Genomic DNA, 14,261 nt, shown 5'->3' with positions numbered 1-14,261 from the left:
TTGAGCTCGACCGCCTTGGCAACGGCGTTCCTGGCAAGCGTATCCAATGCGCCGTGGAAGGCTTCTTGCGTCATCCGTCCGTGCTCCGAAATCCATGTCAAAGTGGTGTTTCGATCATACATAAAAGCAGCGGATCGGCACACGCTTTGACCTGTCGGCAATCCGGCAGCTGCGCTGCCGACAGAGGCGCCTTCAGAAGCTCATGAAATAGCCGCCGTTGACCGGCAGGTTGGCGCCGGTGATGTAGCCGGCTTCGTCGGCGGCGAGGAAGGCCACGGCACGGGCGATGTCGGCGGGCGAACCAAGCCGGCCGACCGGAATGCCGGCGATGATCTGCGTGCGGATTTCTTCGGAGACGGCGGCCACCATCGGCGTGTCGCAATAGCCCGGCGAAACGGTGTTGACGGTGACACCCTTGCGTGCGGTCTCGCGTGCCAGCGCCATGGTGAAGCCGTGCACGCCCGCCTTGGCGGCGGAGTAGTTGGTCTGACCGAACTGCCCGGTCTGGCCGTTGACCGAGCTGATGTTGACGATGCGGCCGAAGCCGCGGGCGGTCATGCCGTCGACCACGTGACGGCACAAGTTGAATACGCCGTCGAGGTTCACGTGCATCAGCTCGTGCCATTGCTGCGCGGTCATCTTGCGCAGGCTGGCATCGCGGGTGATGCCGGCAGCGTTGACCACGATGTCGACGCTGCCGTGTTGCTGCTCGATGCGTTCGATCACCGCGCGGCAGTTGTCGAAGTCGCTGACGTCAGCGGCCTCGAAGGTAATGGCGCCGTCGAACTCGCTCACTTCGTCGTGGAATGCGGCCACGCGCTCTTCGCGCGAGGCAAGGTCCAGCGCGATCACCCGACGTCCCGCGCCGGCCAGCTGGCGACAGATTTCCGTACCCAGGCCGCCGATGCCGCCGGTGACCAGTGCAATGCGTTGGGGAAGGGTGGCTGGGTTCATCGCGGTGCATCCATGGGAGGATCATGCCGCAAGGCAGCACGTGCTGTGCTGCAACGGCCGAATCGGAAAAGGTGGGGCTGACAAACGGACGGCGCGTCGATGCGCGCCGTCGATCGGGTCCGGATCAGCCGGACTTCTTGCCGCCGCGGGTGCCGCCGGGCGGCGTCGGCATGACCTGGGCGGCGGTGTCCATCAGCCCGCGCTGCATCGCCTGGAACGCGGCCATGTTGCGCTCGGTCAGGTCGTTCAGCGTGTTCCAGGGAGTCTGGCCCATCAGGCTGTTGAGCTGGCTGCGGAACTGCGTCTGCTGGTCGAGGAACACCTGCAGGCTGCGCTCCAGGTAAGGCCCCATGAAGCCCTGCAGCGAATCGCCGTAAAAGCGGATGATCTGGCTGAGCAACTGCGGCGACAGCATCGGCTGCCCCTTGTCCTCGTGCTCGGAGATGATCTGCAGCAGGACCGAACGGGTCAGGTCCTCGCCGCTCTTGGCGTCACGGACCTCGAAGTCCTCGTTGTCCAGCACCAGCTGGCGGACTTCCTCCAGCGTGATGTAGCTGGAGATTTCCGTGTCGTAGAGACGCCGGTTCGGATACTTCTTGATGGTGCGCTTTGTTTGTGCCATGCGGCGAACGCTAGCAGAAGATATTGCGCCGCACCAGTCGGACGGGAGTTTTCATGCTGCGGCCGCCGGCCGCAGCAAATCAGTGGCCGACCGCGCCGCCGGCGCTGCCGAACGGCGGCTTGGCGAACCACAGCACCGGAATCAGCAGCACGAACAGGATCGCGCAGGCCCAGAACACGTCGTTCACCGCCAGCGTGAGCGCCTCGCGCGTCAGCAACTGGTCGATCAGACCCAGGCTTTGCGTATGCGACAACCCGGTATGCGACAGTTGTCCGACAAACTGGGTTGCAGCCGGATGGCCGGGGCTGACGTACTCCGTCAACGTGGCATGGTGGGTCTCGCCGCGATGCTGCCACAGCGTCACCATGATCGCGGTGGACACGCTCGAACCGATCGTGCGGCAGAAATTGGACAGGCCCGAGGCGCTGGCGATCTGGTCCACCGGCAGGCCGGACAGGTAGACCTGGTTCAGCGGGATGAAGAAGCAGGGGATCGCCAGGCCCATCACGAAACGCGGGATCACCAGGGTGGAGAACGAAGCGGAGCTGTCGAAGGTGGAGAACCAGTACGCGGTACCGGCGAAGACCAGGAACGCGAACGTCACCACCGCGCGCAGGTCCAGCTTGTGCATGTTCTTGCCCAGGATCGGCGCGATCAGGAACGCCAGCACGCCGACCGGTGCGGTGGCCAGGCCGGCCCAGGTGGCGGTGTAGCCCAGGGTGATCTGCAGCCACAGCGGGAACACCACGTTGATGCCGAAGAACGCGAACATGCCCAGCGACAAGCTGATCACGCCAACCGTGAAGTTGCGTTGCCGGAACAGCGACAGGTCGACCACCGGATGCTTCGCATGCAGCTCCCACACGATCAGGAAGGTCAGGCAGATCAGTGCGGTGAGCCCCAGCACCAGGATCATCGGCGAGGAGAACCAGTCGTGGTCGTTGCCGTTGTCCAGCATGAACTGCAGCGCGCCCACCCCAACCACCAGCAACACCAGCCCGATCATGTCGATCGGCGCCTTGTAGGTTTTCGTCTCGCGCTTGCGCAGCAGGCCCCAGGTGATCACCGCCGCCGCCAATCCGACCGGCAGGTTGATGTAGAAGATCCATGGCCAGGAGAAGTTGTCGGTCAGCCAGCCGCCCAGGATCGGCCCGAAGATCGGCGCCACCACCACGGTCATCGCCCACAGCGCCAGCGCGATGCCCTGTTTCTCCTTCGGATAGTTCGACAGCAGCAGGGTCAGCGACAGCGCCACCATCGGGCCGGAGCCGGCGCCCTGCAGCAGGCGGCCGATCACCAGCATCGGCATGCTGGTGGCCAGGCCGCACAGCATCGAGAACACCACGAACATCAGCACCGAGCCGACGAAGGTCTTCACCTCGCCGAAGCGGCGCGCGAGCCAGCCGGTCAGCGGCTGCATGATCGCGCTGGCCAGCGCGTACGAGCTGATCGTCCAGGTGCCTTCGCTGGGGCTCACGCCGAGGCTGCCGGCGATGTGCGGCACCGCGACGTTGACGATCGTCATGTCCAGCACCTCCATGAAGGTGCTGAACGCGACGGCGATGGTGAGCAGCGCCAGCGGACCGCCGTGCAGAGGCTTCAGCGGGGCGGCGTCGGAGGTGGCGTCGTTTGGCGTGGTGGCCATGGTCCGGCTCAGTGGGCGGCGGCAAGATGGGGCAGGTTGGCGCGGATGATCCGGTCCGCTTCCGCATTGGCCTTGCTGGCCATCTGGTCGTAGACGTCGGTCTGCGCCACCGGCTGCTGTGCCGCGGTGCTGGCCAGCACGCCGCCCTGGTCATCGTGGATGTCGACGGTCACGTCGGTGGACAGGCCGATGCGCAGCGGGTGCTTGTCCAGCTCCTTGTTGTCCAGCGCGATGCGTACCGGCACGCGCTGCACCACCTTGATCCAGTTGCCGGTGGCGTTCTGCGCCGGCAGCAGCGAGAACACGCTGCCGGTACCGGCGCCCAGGCCGATCACCTTGCCGTGGTACTCGGCATCGCTGCCATACAGGTCCGACACCACTTTCGCCGGCTGGCCGATACGGATGTGGCGCAGCTGGCTTTCCTTGAAATTCGCGTCGATCCACAGGTCGTGCAGCGGCACCACGGTCATCAGCTGCTGGCCCGGCTGCACGCTGTTGCCCAGTTGCACGCTGCGTTCGGCCACGTAGCCGGAGACCGGCGCATAGATCGCGTTGCGCTGTGCGGCGACCCAGGCGGCGCGGAAGTTTGCGCGGGCCTGCAGCACCACCGGGTTCTGCGCCACGTCGGTGCCTTCGATCGCGGCGTGCGCGGCGGCGGCCTGCGCCTCGGCGGCGTCCACCGCGGCCCGCGCCTGCTCCACGCCGTCGCGCAGATGTTGCACGATCTCCGGCGATTCGGCCTGGGCGGCGATCAGCGGCAGACGGCGCTGCAGGTCGGCCTGGGCCTTCTTCAGTGCGAGCCTGGCCGTGGCGACCTGGGCGTCCGCGCCGGTGGCCGAACTGGTCTGCTGGCGCACGCCGCGCACGGCCTGGGCCAGCGCGCTGCGGGCCTGCTCCAGCCGCGTCTCGGCGTCGGTGGCGTCCAGCTTCACCAGCACCTGGCCGGCTTCCACGCGCTGCGTGTCGTCGGCGAGGATGGCCACCACGGTGCCGGGTACCTGGGCTGAAATCGCCACCTGGTTGCCGCCGACATAGGCGTTGTCGGTCTTCACGCGGGTGGAAAACACGAACAGCCACAGCAGGAACCAGATCAGTCCGGCAAGGATGAACACCGCGGCGACGATCAGCAGGGCGCGCCGGCGCTTGGCCGGATTCTTCGCGGCCATGCCGCTGTCATTGCTGTCGACAGTTTCGGATTCAGTGGCGCTCATGGTCGGAAGCTCCGGCATTGACAGAAGAGGAAGGGGAGGTGGCATCGTCGGCGCTGCGATAACCGCCGCCGAGCGCCTTGATCAGGGCGAGATCCGTGCTCAGCGCCTGTGCCTGCAACTGGGTGGCGGCATCGCGCTGTTGCAGCAGGGTCGCCTTGGCGCCAAGGCTTTCACGCAGGTCGCGCACGCCCTGGCGGGCACGCGCCTGCGCATTGGCCAGCAGGACCTTGTCGGCATCCAGCTGGGCCTGTTGTTCGCGCAGGCGGGCCGCGACCTGTTCGGCGCTCAGCGACTGGGTGGCCACTTCGCGGGCGGCGGTCAGCACCGCGCTGTCGTACTGGGCGACGGCGGCATCGAGCTGGGCCTTGCTGACGCCGTAGTTGGCCTCGAGCGTGCCGCCGTTGAAGATCGGCAGGTGCAGCGCAGGTGTCACCGCGAAGGTGCGACTGCCCGCGGTGAGCAACTTGCCCATGTCGATGCTGGACAGGCCGGCCAGCGCCTTGATGCTGAAGTCGGGAAAGAACTGGGCACGGGCGGCATCGGTCTGCTTCAGCGCCGCCTCGACCTGCCAGCGGCTGGCCGCGATGTCGGGGCGACGGGCCAGCAGGTCCAGGCTGGCATCCGCCGGTACGCCGCCGTTGATCACGGGCAGCGGGCTGGCGTGCAACTCCGGCAGTTCGGCCGGCGCCACGCCGAGCAGGGAAGCCAGCGCCACGCGACGGATCTTCGCCGAGCCGTCCAGTGCCACCCGCATCTCGCGCACCGCCGCCAGCTGCGCACGCGCCTTCTGTGCCTCGTCGGGCAGGTCCACGCCCTGTTTCACGCGCAGATCGGCGATGTGGGCGAACTGCTGTTGCGTGGCCAGCAGGCGATCGGCCAGCTGCAACCGCGCCTGGTCGGCCTGCCAGCCAAAGTAGGTGTCGGCCACGGCGTACTGGATCGCCAGCGCGGCGGCGCTGCGCTGCGCCTGGGCGGCGCGCGCCTGGTCCAGCGCAGCTTCCATGGTGGCGCGCTTCTTGCCCCACCAGTCGAAATCGTATTCCAGCTGCACGCCGAGATCGGCCTGGTTGTACCAGCTGAAGCCAAGGAACTTGCTGGGAATCAGGCCGTGGTCGCTCATCCGCGTGCGCGACACCTGCGCGCTGCCGTTGACCGACAGGCCGAGTTGGGCCGCCGCCAGCTTCGCCGACTGCTCGGCGTTCTCCACGCGGCTGCGTGCCAGCGCCAGGTCCGGCGACTGCTGCATCGCGCGGCCCATCAGGTCGTCCAGTTGCGGATCGTTGTACTGCCGCCACCATTCGGCGCTGGGCCAGCCGGGGCGAACGGCTGTCTGCAGACCGGCCAGGGGCGCCTCGTCGCGCAGCGCGGGTGTGTCCAGCTTGGCCGGGGCGCGGGCACAGCCGGCCAGCATCAGCACGATGGCGGCGACAAGCACGGTGCGACCGCAATGCGGGGCATGCTTCATCGGGGTTTCCTTCATGGGTGGCGGCTTTCGCCCAGTTGGTCGAGGTTGCCGGCCAGTTTGCGCAGCAGACGGTCAAGTTGACGTTTGTCGGTGGCGCTGAAGCCGGCGAACATGTTGGCAAGGCGGGGAAACATCGGCGGCAGCATTTTCTGCACCAGCCGCCGACCTGCCGCAGTGATGCGGATCACCACCTTGCGCCGGTCGCTGGCGCCGGCGCCGCGGCTGATCAGGCCACGCTTGACCAGCGCGTTGCCGATGCGGGTCATGTTGGTCGCGCCCTGGTTGGTGTAATCGCACAGCTCGCCGGGCGTGGAGATCCCGTCGGGGCGGCTGTACAGGATCATCAGGGTGAGAAATTCGCTGTGATTGAGCTTGTTCGGCTTCAGCTCGGACTCGAGTTCCTCCTCGATGTCCTGCCCAAGCATCAGCATCAGGCGGCACAGGCGTGCCTCGGCCGCAGGCATTTGCGGAATGATCCCGCTCACCCGTCCGATGCCCTCGTCCATCATCGCGATGCACTGCTTCAACCGATCCATTTCACTGATTCATATTTCACCAGTGAAGTAAAATATCAGCAGGTGGCCGACGCCTGCAAGTATCCGTCAATAGATGCCGAACAGGCGCCGGGTGTTGGCACGTGTCAGGTCGGCGACATGCTGCTCCGATTCCCCGCGCAGGCTGGCCACGCAGCGCAAGACCTCGACCACCCGGGCCGGCTCGTTGCGCTCACCGCGGTGGAACGCGTCCGGCTGGTCCGGCGCGTCGCTTTCCAGCAGCAGGAATTCGAGCGGCATTCCGGCCACGATGCGGCGCAGTCGCTGCGCGCGTTCGTAGGTCACCGGGCCGCCGATGCCCAGGTGAAAACCCATGTCCCACAGTTGGCGGGCCTGCTGCTCGCTGCCGGAAAAGCTGTGCACCACGCCACGCAACCCGCCTTGGCGCCTCAGGGTGAGGATGACTTCCTCCAGCGCGTTGCGGGCGTGCACGATCACCGGGAGTTCGTGTTCGCGTGCCAGTTCCAATTGGCGCAGGAAGTACTCGCGCTGCATGTCCGGGTCCAGGTCCTCGCGATGGAAGTCCAGCCCGATCTCGCCGACCGCCACCGGTCTGCTGTCGTTCAGCAGCGAAGACAGCGCCTGCACATTCGCGGGAACATGATTCGACAGGAACACCGGGTGGAGACCCCACGCCGGATGCAATGCAGGATGACGACCGCAAAGCTCGCCGATGACCGGCCAGCTGGCGGCATCCACGGACGGCACGACCATGGTGTCCACGCCAGCCTCGAGTGCCCGTGCAATGACTTGGTCGCCGTCGTCCCGGAAAGCGGAGTCATTGAGATGCACGTGGCTGTCGGCGATCTTGCGCATGGTCGATTTTCGTGTCGTGGCCGAGAGAAATGTCGTGATGGCGTGAAGATAATGTAGCCGGACCGAGCTAACTCCGATTCAGTTGGAGCAAGGTTCAATGAACTCGCATGTTATTGCGCTCGCACCCGGCAATGCAGCCAGCCACAAACAAAACAGAGGAGAGGTTGTTATGAACAGATTGACGATCAACGTGCTCAATATCGCGATCGCAGCGGTACTGGCGACCGGCATTTCCGCCTGCAATCGCAACGCTGACGCGGGCGTCTCCAACGGTACGGCCGACGCCGGCAGCACGGATGCCGGCGGCGCCGCCGTGAAGTATGCCAAGGTCGTCAGCGTCGATCCGGTGCGCTCCACGGTGAACAACCCCAAGCAGGTCTGTCACGACGAAACCGTAACGCACACCGCTCCCCCGAAGGATGAGCACCGCATTGCCGGCACCGCGATCGGCGCGGTGGTGGGCGGGCTGGTCGGCAACCAGGTGGGCGGCGGCAAGGGCAAGACCCTGGCAACCGTGGCCGGTGCCGTCGGTGGCGGTTATGCCGGCAACCGCATCCAGGCCAGCAAGCAGCATGGGCAGGTGACCTCGACGGTCGAGCGTAAGTGCGAGACCGTGAACAACAGCACCACCAAGGTCGTCGGCTACGACGTGCGCTACGAGTACAACGGCGTGACCCGTACCGTGCGCATGGATCACGATCCGGGCGACCGCGTGCAGGTGCAGGAAGGTGTCACCGCCGTGTCGGACGCCCACTGAAACCCCTCTCCCTCCCCGGAACAAGGAACTGACCCATGAATGCACTCACCAGCAAGTTGGCACTCGTTGCGGCAATGACCGGCGGGCTGGCCCTGGCCGGCTGCGCCACGACGCCCTACGGCAACAACGGCGGCTATAACGGCGGCTACCAGTCGCAGCAAGGCAGCTACGGCAACCGCAACGTCCGTTGCCAGTCTTGCGGCGTGGTGCAGGAAGTGCAGCAGGTCTATACGGATGGCAGCAGCGGCAACGGCGGCACGCTGGGAGCGATCATCGGCGCGGTTGCCGGTGGCGTGCTGGGCAACCAGGTGGGCAAGGGTGACGGTCGCAAGGCCGCCACCGTTGCCGGCGCGGTCGCCGGTGGCGTGGTCGGCAACCAGGTAGGCAAGCGCAACAGCGGCAGCGATGTCGCCTGGCGCGTCGTGGTTCGACTGGACAATGGCCAGTACGCCACGGTCACCCAGCGCGAGAACCCCGGCGTTCGCAATGGCGACTATGTCGAGGTGCGTGGCGACCACGTCTACGCGCGCTGATGCAGTTCTCGTAGTTTGATATTTGGACGTCTGGACGTCCAAATAAAAAGGCCCTCGAAAGAGGGCCTTTTTTTGTCGATTGGTGCATCTATAGATGACCGCAAATGTATTTGCGGTTCAATTCACCGCGTAGAAGGCGTGTTCGCCGATCGTCACGCTGGGGCGATTGTGCGACCACGCGGGCGAGATGGCGGTGGTGGCGAAGTGATCGGCGCGCGGAACCACCATGCGACGTTCTGCCACGGGCAGTTGCCAGTTGTGCAGCGACATGCCGGCGATCTGCCATGCCTTGTTGAACGCTTCGAGGTTGGTGATCTCGAACGAGCCCGGCGTGGTCGTCGTCGCGAACTGGTGCGGTGCCGTCACCACCTTGCAGACGGTGTCGCCCCAGCGACCGCGATCGCGACGGCGCAGTGCCACTTCGGCGACCGCCAGCTGGCCATTGATCGGCTCGCTGCGTGCTTCGAGATACACCGTGGTGGCCAGACAGGCCTGATCGGCGACGGGTTGTGGCATCAACGTGGTCAGCCACAACAGCATGGAAAGTTTCATGTTCTGCCTCCAGCGTGCTGTACGCGCGAAGCAGAAGCAGCTTCACGTGCCGTTGCGGTGGACGGGCGGGCAGGCCGTTCCACCTGGATCTGTCGTCATGGCCGAAACTTGTGGCCATGGCGCTTTGCCACGGGATTGTGGCGGTCGAACGACGGTCAGGCCGTTCGGGGGACTGGTTTCGGTCGGGCGTTGCGCGGCGCTATGGGCCGTATTGCCTGCGACTTGTACGCACTCGTTGGCTGCGAGGCGTTGTTCCATCCGGCGATGTGGCTGCCGGGTCGCGCCGATTCGGAATTCATCCGGTTCGTCGCGTCAATCGACACCCCGTGTTACGGGTGCCGCGATATTCGATCGGCGGAGCCTAGTGGCGGAAATCGCCGCTGGCAAGTGCCGGGGTGCCGAAGTTTAACCGGCACTCACGATGGGTTGACAAGTGCCATCGCGAATCTCGTTGTTATCACGAACTATTGTGTTCACGACGGCCACGACGAAAGCAGGGTCATTGCGACATCGTCGTCGAGGATCAGCGTGTTCCCGTCGTTCGCTTCGGCGACAAGTTCGTCATTCAATATCGCGAGTGCCTCGAACTTCCTGTCGTTTGCAATCACGTCAAGCACGCGCCCGATGTCGCGCTCTTCCTTTCGCAGCACGTCGCCCGCATTTGCAGCTTGCGACAATGTGACGCGATGCAGGTGTCGCTTGTGGCCGCCACGAAAATGCAGGCGCGCCACGATCTCCTGGCCGGGATAGCAACCCTTGTCGACCACCACGGCCTGCAGGCGTTGCAGCGAGATTGCCGGCGGCAACAGTTCGCCCAGGCACGATTCCGGCAACCACGGCCAGCCGTCGCGCAATTGCGGCAATCGCCAGGCGTCATCGCCGACGCTGGTGATGCGCAGACTGTGCGAGCCGCAACCGAACGAAACATCGCCGTCGTCATCGCCGGCCGGTTCGGTCACCAGCGATCCCTGCGCCAGCGCAGGTCCGCTGGCGAGATGTCGCGGTGGCAATGCGGTGATGCGCACTTTCGAACGGAACACGAAACGGCGCAGCGCCTCGGCCATCACCGCGGCGCTGCCGCCACGCAACAGCAGCAGGTAGCGATCATCGGCGAGACGCGCCAGGTGAAAGAGCGCCAGTACGCGTCCCCGTGGATCGAGCCAGGCGCTGAATTGCCACCGATCGACCGCCAGCGATTTCACGGCGCTGCTGAACTGGGCGTGCGCGAATGCGGGCGCGTCGGCACCTTCGAGCAGCAATGTTTCGGCGGGCAGGGGCAGGTTCATGGGAATGGCGGAGTTGGGGACGGAGGGCGGCAGACACAAGGGCGCGGACGCCATGGCACGAGCCTGCATGGTTGTACTGCACTGCCGCAAGTATTAACCTTTGGCGGCTTACAAAAACCATGTCCAATACCACGACTCCCGCCGAATCCCATCCTGCTTCCGTTCCTGCGGAAACGACTGCCGTGCCTGCGGGCAAGCCATCGGAAAAGGATTCCACGGAGCGCGCGGTTCCCGATCCCACGCGTTATGGTGACTGGGAAAAGAACGGACGCTGCATCGACTTCTGAACGTTCGCGCCGGCGCTCGTCGCCGTCGTGCAAGGGGCAGGACAGAGGCGGCATGGACATCAGCGATTCCACACAGGATAGCCGCCATGGCAGATACGCAACGACCGCTCTCACCGCACCTGCAGATCTACAAGAAGCAGGTGCAGATGATGACCTCCATCACGCACCGCGCCACCGGCATCGCGCTGGCCGTCGGCAGCCTGCTCGTCGTCTGCGGCCTGATGCACCTGGCCACTGGTGAGGAAAGCTTCAACCACTTCAAGGGTGTGCTGGGCAGTCCGGTCGGCATGATCCTGATGCTGGGCTGGAGCTGGTCGCTTTTCTATCATCTTTGCAACGGCATCCGGCACCTGCTGCAGGATGCCGGCCTGGGTTATTCGATTCCCCAGTTCGTGCGTTCCAGCTGGCTGTCGGTCATCGGCAGCATCGTGCTGACGGTTGTGGTGTGGGCGTACGTGTTGATGGCCGGGGGTGCGGCATGAGTGCGAAGGATGTCGCCGTGAAGGATCGGCGCAACCCGTTGAAGACGGCTCGCGGCCTGGGTTCCGCCCAGTCCGGCGTGGAGCACTGGTGGACCCAGCGGGTGACCGCGGTGGCGCTGGTGCTGCTGGGCCTTTGGTTCGTGGTCACCGTGCTGTGCCTGCTGCACGCCGATTACGCCACCGCCCGCGCCACCGTGGCCAAGCCGTGGAATGCACTGCTGCTGATCGCTTTCGTGCTCACCATGTTCTGGCATGCCGTGCTCGGTCTGCAGGTGGTGATCGAGGATTACGTGCATACCCGCTGGAAGGAAGTGGTCCTGATGGTGGCGATCAGGTTCCTCGCGGTGCTGGGCGCGCTGGCTGGCGTGCTGGCCGTGCTGCGCATTGCGCTGACCCCATAAGACGCGAGGAAAAGGTTTCATGGAAAGCTACAAGATCCAGCAGCACCTGTATGACGTGATCGTGGTCGGCGCCGGCGGCGCGGGTCTGCGCGCCACCTTCGGCCTGGCCGAGAAGGGGCTCAAGGCCGCCTGCATCACCAAGGTCTTCCCGACCCGCTCGCACACCGTGGCGGCGCAGGGCGGCATCTCCGCCGCGCTGGGCAACATGGGCGAGGACGACTGGCGCTTCCATTTCTACGACACCGTCAAGGGTTCCGACTGGCTCGGTGACCAGGACGCGATCGAGTACATGTGCCGCGAGGCGATCCCCTCGATCATCGAGCTGGAACACTACGGCGTGCCGTTCTCGCGCACCGACGAGGGCAAGATCTACCAGCGCCCGTTCGGCGGCATGACCACGCATTACGGCAAGGGCACCGCGCAGCGCACCTGCGCCGCGGCCGACCGCACCGGCCACGCGATCCTGCACACGCTGTACCAGCAGGCGCTGGCGCATGACGCCACGTTCTTCATCGAATACTTCGCGATCGACCTGATCTTCGACGCGGAAGGCGTCTGCCGTGGCGTGCTCGCGCTCGACATGAACGAGGGCACCCTGCATTTCTTCCGCGGCCATGCCGTGGTGATGGCCACCGGCGGTTACGGTCGCGCCTACTTCAGCGCCACCTCGGCCCATACCTGCACCGGCGACGGCGGCGGCATGGTGCTGCGCGCGGGCCTCGCCCTGCAGGACATGGAGTTCGTGCAGTTCCATCCCACCGGCATCTACGGCGCAGGCTGCCTGATCACCGAAGGCGTGCGCGGCGAAGGCGGTTACCTCACCAACTCCGAGGGCGAGCGCTTCATGGAGCGCTATGCGCCCAGCGCGAAGGACCTCGCCTCGCGCGACGTGGTCAGCCGCGCGATGACGCTGGAGATCCGCGAAGGTCGCGGTGTCGGCGAGCACAAGGACCACATCTTCATCAACCTGATGCACCTCGGCCCCGAGGTCATCCACGAGCGGCTGCCGGGCATTGCCGAATCGGCGCGCATCTTCGCCGGTGTGGACGTGACCAAGGAGCCGATCCCGGTCATCCCGACCGTGCACTACAACATGGGCGGCATCCCGACCAACTATCACGGCGAAGTCGTGCAGAAGCGCGGCGACGATGTCGACGCGGTGGTGCCGGGCCTGTTCGCGATCGGCGAAGCGGCCTGCGTGTCGGTGCATGGCGCGAACCGGCTGGGCTCCAATTCGCTGCTCGACCTGGTGGTGTTCGGTCGCGCCGTGGCGCATCGCTGCGCCGAGCTGATCAAGCCGGAAACCGCGCACAAGGATCTTCCGGCCAACGTGCTGGACAAGGCGCTGGAGCGTTTCGACGGCCTGCGCAACGCGAACGGCAGCAAGCCGACCGCGCAGATCCGGCTGGAGATGCAGCGCACCATGCAGAGCGACGCGGCGGTGTTCCGCACCGGCAAGACGCTGAAGGAAGGCTGCGAAAAGATCTCCGCCGTGCGCGACTCGTTCAAGGACGTGCGCGTCAGCGATCGTTCGCTGGTGTGGAACTCCGACCTGATCGAGACGCTGGAGCTGGCCAACCTGCTGGATCAGGCGGTCGCCACGATGTACGGCGCCGCCCAGCGCGAGGAAAGCCGCGGTGGCCATGCGCGCGAGGACTTCCCCGAGCGCGACGACGTCAACTGGATGAAGCACACCCTGGCGTGGGTCGACGAGACCGGCAAGCCGCGGTTCGATTCCCGCCCCGTGCACATGAATCCGATGACCGACGAGGTCAAGGCCGTGCCGCCGGCGAAACGCGTTTACTGATGCCGCCAGGCGGCTGCGGCCGCCTCGTGGCATGGACATCATTGGTTGTACGGTCGGGGCGCAAGCCCTCCTGCAGAAAGTCGAAGGGTTCAGCACATGGCAGAGTTTTCGCTACCGAAGAATTCGAAGATCCAGCCGGGCAAGCATTACCCGGCCAAGGATGCGAAGAAGCCGCGCACTTTCCGCATCTATCGCTGGTCGCCGGATGACGGGCAGAACCCGCGCATCGATACCTACGAGGTCGACCTGGCCGCCTGCGGTCCGATGGTTCTGGACGCGCTGCTGAAGATCAAGAACGAGATCGATCCCACGCTGACCTTGCGTCGCTCCTGTCGCGAAGGCATCTGCGGTTCGTGCGCGATGAACATCGACGGCACCAACACGCTGGCCTGCACCAAGGCGATCGGCGAATGCGATGCGGGCGACGTGAAGATCTACCCGCTGCCGCACATGCCGGTGGTGAAGGACCTGATCCCGGACCTGACCCACTTCTACGCCCAGTTCGCCTCGATCAAGCCGTGGCTGCGCACGCAGAGCCCGGCGCCGGATCGCGAGCGCCTGCAGTCGCCGGAAGAGCGCAAGAAGCTCGACGGCCTGTACGAATGCATCCTGTGCGCCTGCTGCTCGACCAGCTGCCCGAGCTACTGGTGGAACGGCGACAAGTACCTTGGCCCGGCGATCCTGCTGCAGGCGTACCGCTGGATCGTCGACAGTCGTGACGAAGCCACCGGCGAGCGCCTGGACGACCTTGAAGACCCGTTCAAGCTGTACCGCTGCCACACCATCATGAACTGCACGCGGACGTGCCCCAAGGGTCTCAACCCGGCCAAGGCGATTGCCGAGATCAAGAAGCTGATGGTGGAGCGGCGTTCAGCCTGATCGCGCCGCG

General features: G+C 65.4%; 16 protein-coding genes. 7 read left to right on the top strand and 9 right to left on the bottom strand.

The window, feature by feature from the left end; translation table 11 throughout:
* Window positions 1-192 precede the first annotated feature (192 nt).
* The 7 genes from phbB to I6J77_RS10080 all read right to left on the bottom strand — a co-directional run bounded on the left by phbB (window position 193) and on the right by I6J77_RS10080 (window position 7,267).
* Complete coding sequence (phbB, locus tag I6J77_RS10110) at window positions 193-954, bottom strand: acetoacetyl-CoA reductase (protein WP_204108879.1); 762 nt, start codon at window positions 952-954, stop codon at window positions 193-195.
* A 124-nt stretch (window positions 955-1,078) separates the two neighbouring features.
* Window positions 1,079-1,576 (bottom strand): polyhydroxyalkanoate synthesis repressor PhaR, encoded by a 498-nt coding sequence (gene phaR / locus I6J77_RS10105; RefSeq protein WP_204108878.1) that lies wholly within the window; start codon window positions 1,574-1,576, stop codon window positions 1,079-1,081.
* Between the two features lie 79 nt (window positions 1,577-1,655).
* Complete coding sequence (locus I6J77_RS10100) at window positions 1,656-3,221, bottom strand: DHA2 family efflux MFS transporter permease subunit (protein WP_204108877.1); 1,566 nt, start codon at window positions 3,219-3,221, stop codon at window positions 1,656-1,658.
* Window positions 3,222-3,229: 8 nt separating this feature from the next.
* On the bottom strand, window positions 3,230-4,432 hold the full coding sequence (locus I6J77_RS10095; protein ID WP_204108876.1) for an HlyD family efflux transporter periplasmic adaptor subunit: 1,203 nt from the start codon (window positions 4,430-4,432) through the stop codon (window positions 3,230-3,232).
* Window positions 4,419-5,897 (bottom strand): efflux transporter outer membrane subunit, encoded by a 1,479-nt coding sequence (locus I6J77_RS10090; protein ID WP_204108875.1) that lies wholly within the window; start codon window positions 5,895-5,897, stop codon window positions 4,419-4,421. The genes I6J77_RS10095 and I6J77_RS10090 overlap by 14 nt, the downstream gene beginning before the upstream one ends.
* Window positions 5,898-5,908: 11 nt before the next feature.
* Window positions 5,909-6,433 (bottom strand): MarR family winged helix-turn-helix transcriptional regulator, encoded by a 525-nt coding sequence (locus tag I6J77_RS10085; protein ID WP_204108874.1) that lies wholly within the window; start codon window positions 6,431-6,433, stop codon window positions 5,909-5,911.
* A gap of 66 nt (window positions 6,434-6,499) precedes the next feature.
* Window positions 6,500-7,267: a TatD family hydrolase gene (locus I6J77_RS10080; protein WP_204108873.1), complete on the bottom strand. Its 768-nt coding sequence runs from the start codon at window positions 7,265-7,267 to the stop codon at window positions 6,500-6,502.
* A gap of 169 nt (window positions 7,268-7,436) precedes the next feature.
* Here I6J77_RS10080 and I6J77_RS10075 point away from each other — a divergent pair, with 169 nt between their 5' ends.
* Both I6J77_RS10075 and I6J77_RS10070 read left to right on the top strand, forming a co-directional pair.
* Window positions 7,437-8,024: a glycine zipper 2TM domain-containing protein gene (locus I6J77_RS10075; RefSeq protein ID WP_204108872.1), complete on the top strand. Its 588-nt coding sequence runs from the start codon at window positions 7,437-7,439 to the stop codon at window positions 8,022-8,024.
* Between the two features lie 35 nt (window positions 8,025-8,059).
* Window positions 8,060-8,557, top strand: a complete 498-nt coding sequence (locus tag I6J77_RS10070; RefSeq protein WP_056718288.1) for a glycine zipper 2TM domain-containing protein — start codon at window positions 8,060-8,062, stop codon at window positions 8,555-8,557.
* A gap of 117 nt (window positions 8,558-8,674) precedes the next feature.
* Here the strand turns inward: I6J77_RS10070 and I6J77_RS10065 are convergent, their stop codons facing one another.
* A complete protein-coding gene (locus I6J77_RS10065; protein ID WP_056718289.1) occupies window positions 8,675-9,109 on the bottom strand; it encodes a cell wall hydrolase in 435 nt (144 codons plus the stop codon).
* Between the two features lie 473 nt (window positions 9,110-9,582).
* Window positions 9,583-10,395, bottom strand: a complete 813-nt coding sequence (locus I6J77_RS10060) for a folate-binding protein YgfZ (protein ID WP_204108871.1) — start codon at window positions 10,393-10,395, stop codon at window positions 9,583-9,585.
* Between I6J77_RS10060 and I6J77_RS17935 the strand changes: the two genes are divergently transcribed.
* The 5 genes from I6J77_RS17935 to I6J77_RS10035 all read left to right on the top strand — a co-directional run bounded on the left by I6J77_RS17935 (window position 10,338) and on the right by I6J77_RS10035 (window position 14,251).
* A complete protein-coding gene (locus I6J77_RS17935; RefSeq protein ID WP_369334529.1) occupies window positions 10,338-10,682 on the top strand; it encodes a DUF1674 domain-containing protein in 345 nt (114 codons plus the stop codon). The two genes, I6J77_RS10060 and I6J77_RS17935, sit on opposite strands and share 58 nt — an antisense overlap.
* A gap of 86 nt (window positions 10,683-10,768) precedes the next feature.
* Window positions 10,769-11,164 (top strand): succinate dehydrogenase, cytochrome b556 subunit, encoded by a 396-nt coding sequence (sdhC, locus tag I6J77_RS10050; protein WP_204108870.1) that lies wholly within the window; start codon window positions 10,769-10,771, stop codon window positions 11,162-11,164.
* A complete protein-coding gene (gene sdhD / locus I6J77_RS10045) occupies window positions 11,161-11,565 on the top strand; it encodes a succinate dehydrogenase, hydrophobic membrane anchor protein (RefSeq protein ID WP_040673274.1) in 405 nt (134 codons plus the stop codon). Before sdhC ends, sdhD begins: the two co-directional genes overlap by 4 nt.
* 19 nt (window positions 11,566-11,584) lie before the next feature.
* The gene (gene sdhA / locus I6J77_RS10040; protein WP_056718292.1) at window positions 11,585-13,372 is read left to right on the top strand and encodes a succinate dehydrogenase flavoprotein subunit; all 1,788 of its coding nucleotides are present in this window, start codon (window positions 11,585-11,587) and stop codon (window positions 13,370-13,372) included.
* Window positions 13,373-13,468: 96 nt separating this feature from the next.
* Window positions 13,469-14,251 carry a succinate dehydrogenase iron-sulfur subunit gene (locus tag I6J77_RS10035; protein WP_007808046.1) on the top strand — a complete coding sequence of 261 codons (783 nt, stop codon included), beginning with the start codon at window positions 13,469-13,471 and terminating at the stop codon, window positions 14,249-14,251.
* The last annotated feature ends 10 nt before the right edge of the window (window positions 14,252-14,261 follow it).

Origin of the sequence: Rhodanobacter sp. FDAARGOS 1247, assembly GCF_016889805.1 — a bacterium.
Classification (GTDB): Bacteria; Pseudomonadota; Gammaproteobacteria; order Xanthomonadales; family Rhodanobacteraceae; genus Rhodanobacter.
This window is presented reverse-complemented; position numbering and strand designations above follow the sequence as displayed.

Excerpts from the sequence above, each read along its gene's own strand:
- I6J77_RS10100 (WP_204108877.1), bottom strand. The coding sequence starts at position 3,221 with ATGGCCACCACGCCAAACGACGCCACCTCCGACGCCGCCCCGCTGAAG.
- sdhC (WP_204108870.1), top strand. The coding sequence starts at position 10,769 with ATGGCAGATACGCAACGACCGCTCTCACCGCACCTGCAGATCTACAAG.
- I6J77_RS10085 (WP_204108874.1), bottom strand. The coding sequence starts at position 6,433 with ATGGATCGGTTGAAGCAGTGCATCGCGATGATGGACGAGGGCATCGGA.
- I6J77_RS10070 (WP_056718288.1), top strand. The coding sequence starts at position 8,060 with ATGAATGCACTCACCAGCAAGTTGGCACTCGTTGCGGCAATGACCGGC.
- phaR (WP_204108878.1), bottom strand. The coding sequence starts at position 1,576 with ATGGCACAAACAAAGCGCACCATCAAGAAGTATCCGAACCGGCGTCTC.
- I6J77_RS10060 (WP_204108871.1), bottom strand. The coding sequence starts at position 10,395 with ATGAACCTGCCCCTGCCCGCCGAAACATTGCTGCTCGAAGGTGCCGAC.
- sdhA (WP_056718292.1), top strand. The coding sequence starts at position 11,585 with ATGGAAAGCTACAAGATCCAGCAGCACCTGTATGACGTGATCGTGGTC.
- I6J77_RS10090 (WP_204108875.1), bottom strand. The coding sequence starts at position 5,897 with ATGAAGCATGCCCCGCATTGCGGTCGCACCGTGCTTGTCGCCGCCATC.
- phbB (WP_204108879.1), bottom strand. The coding sequence starts at position 954 with ATGAACCCAGCCACCCTTCCCCAACGCATTGCACTGGTCACCGGCGGC.
- sdhD (WP_040673274.1), top strand. The coding sequence starts at position 11,161 with ATGAGTGCGAAGGATGTCGCCGTGAAGGATCGGCGCAACCCGTTGAAG.
- I6J77_RS10035 (WP_007808046.1), top strand. The coding sequence starts at position 13,469 with ATGGCAGAGTTTTCGCTACCGAAGAATTCGAAGATCCAGCCGGGCAAG.
- I6J77_RS17935 (WP_369334529.1), top strand. The coding sequence starts at position 10,338 with ATGCGGGCGCGTCGGCACCTTCGAGCAGCAATGTTTCGGCGGGCAGGG.
- I6J77_RS10065 (WP_056718289.1), bottom strand. The coding sequence starts at position 9,109 with ATGAAACTTTCCATGCTGTTGTGGCTGACCACGTTGATGCCACAACCC.
- I6J77_RS10080 (WP_204108873.1), bottom strand. The coding sequence starts at position 7,267 with ATGCGCAAGATCGCCGACAGCCACGTGCATCTCAATGACTCCGCTTTC.
- I6J77_RS10095 (WP_204108876.1), bottom strand. The coding sequence starts at position 4,432 with ATGAGCGCCACTGAATCCGAAACTGTCGACAGCAATGACAGCGGCATG.
- I6J77_RS10075 (WP_204108872.1), top strand. The coding sequence starts at position 7,437 with ATGAACAGATTGACGATCAACGTGCTCAATATCGCGATCGCAGCGGTA.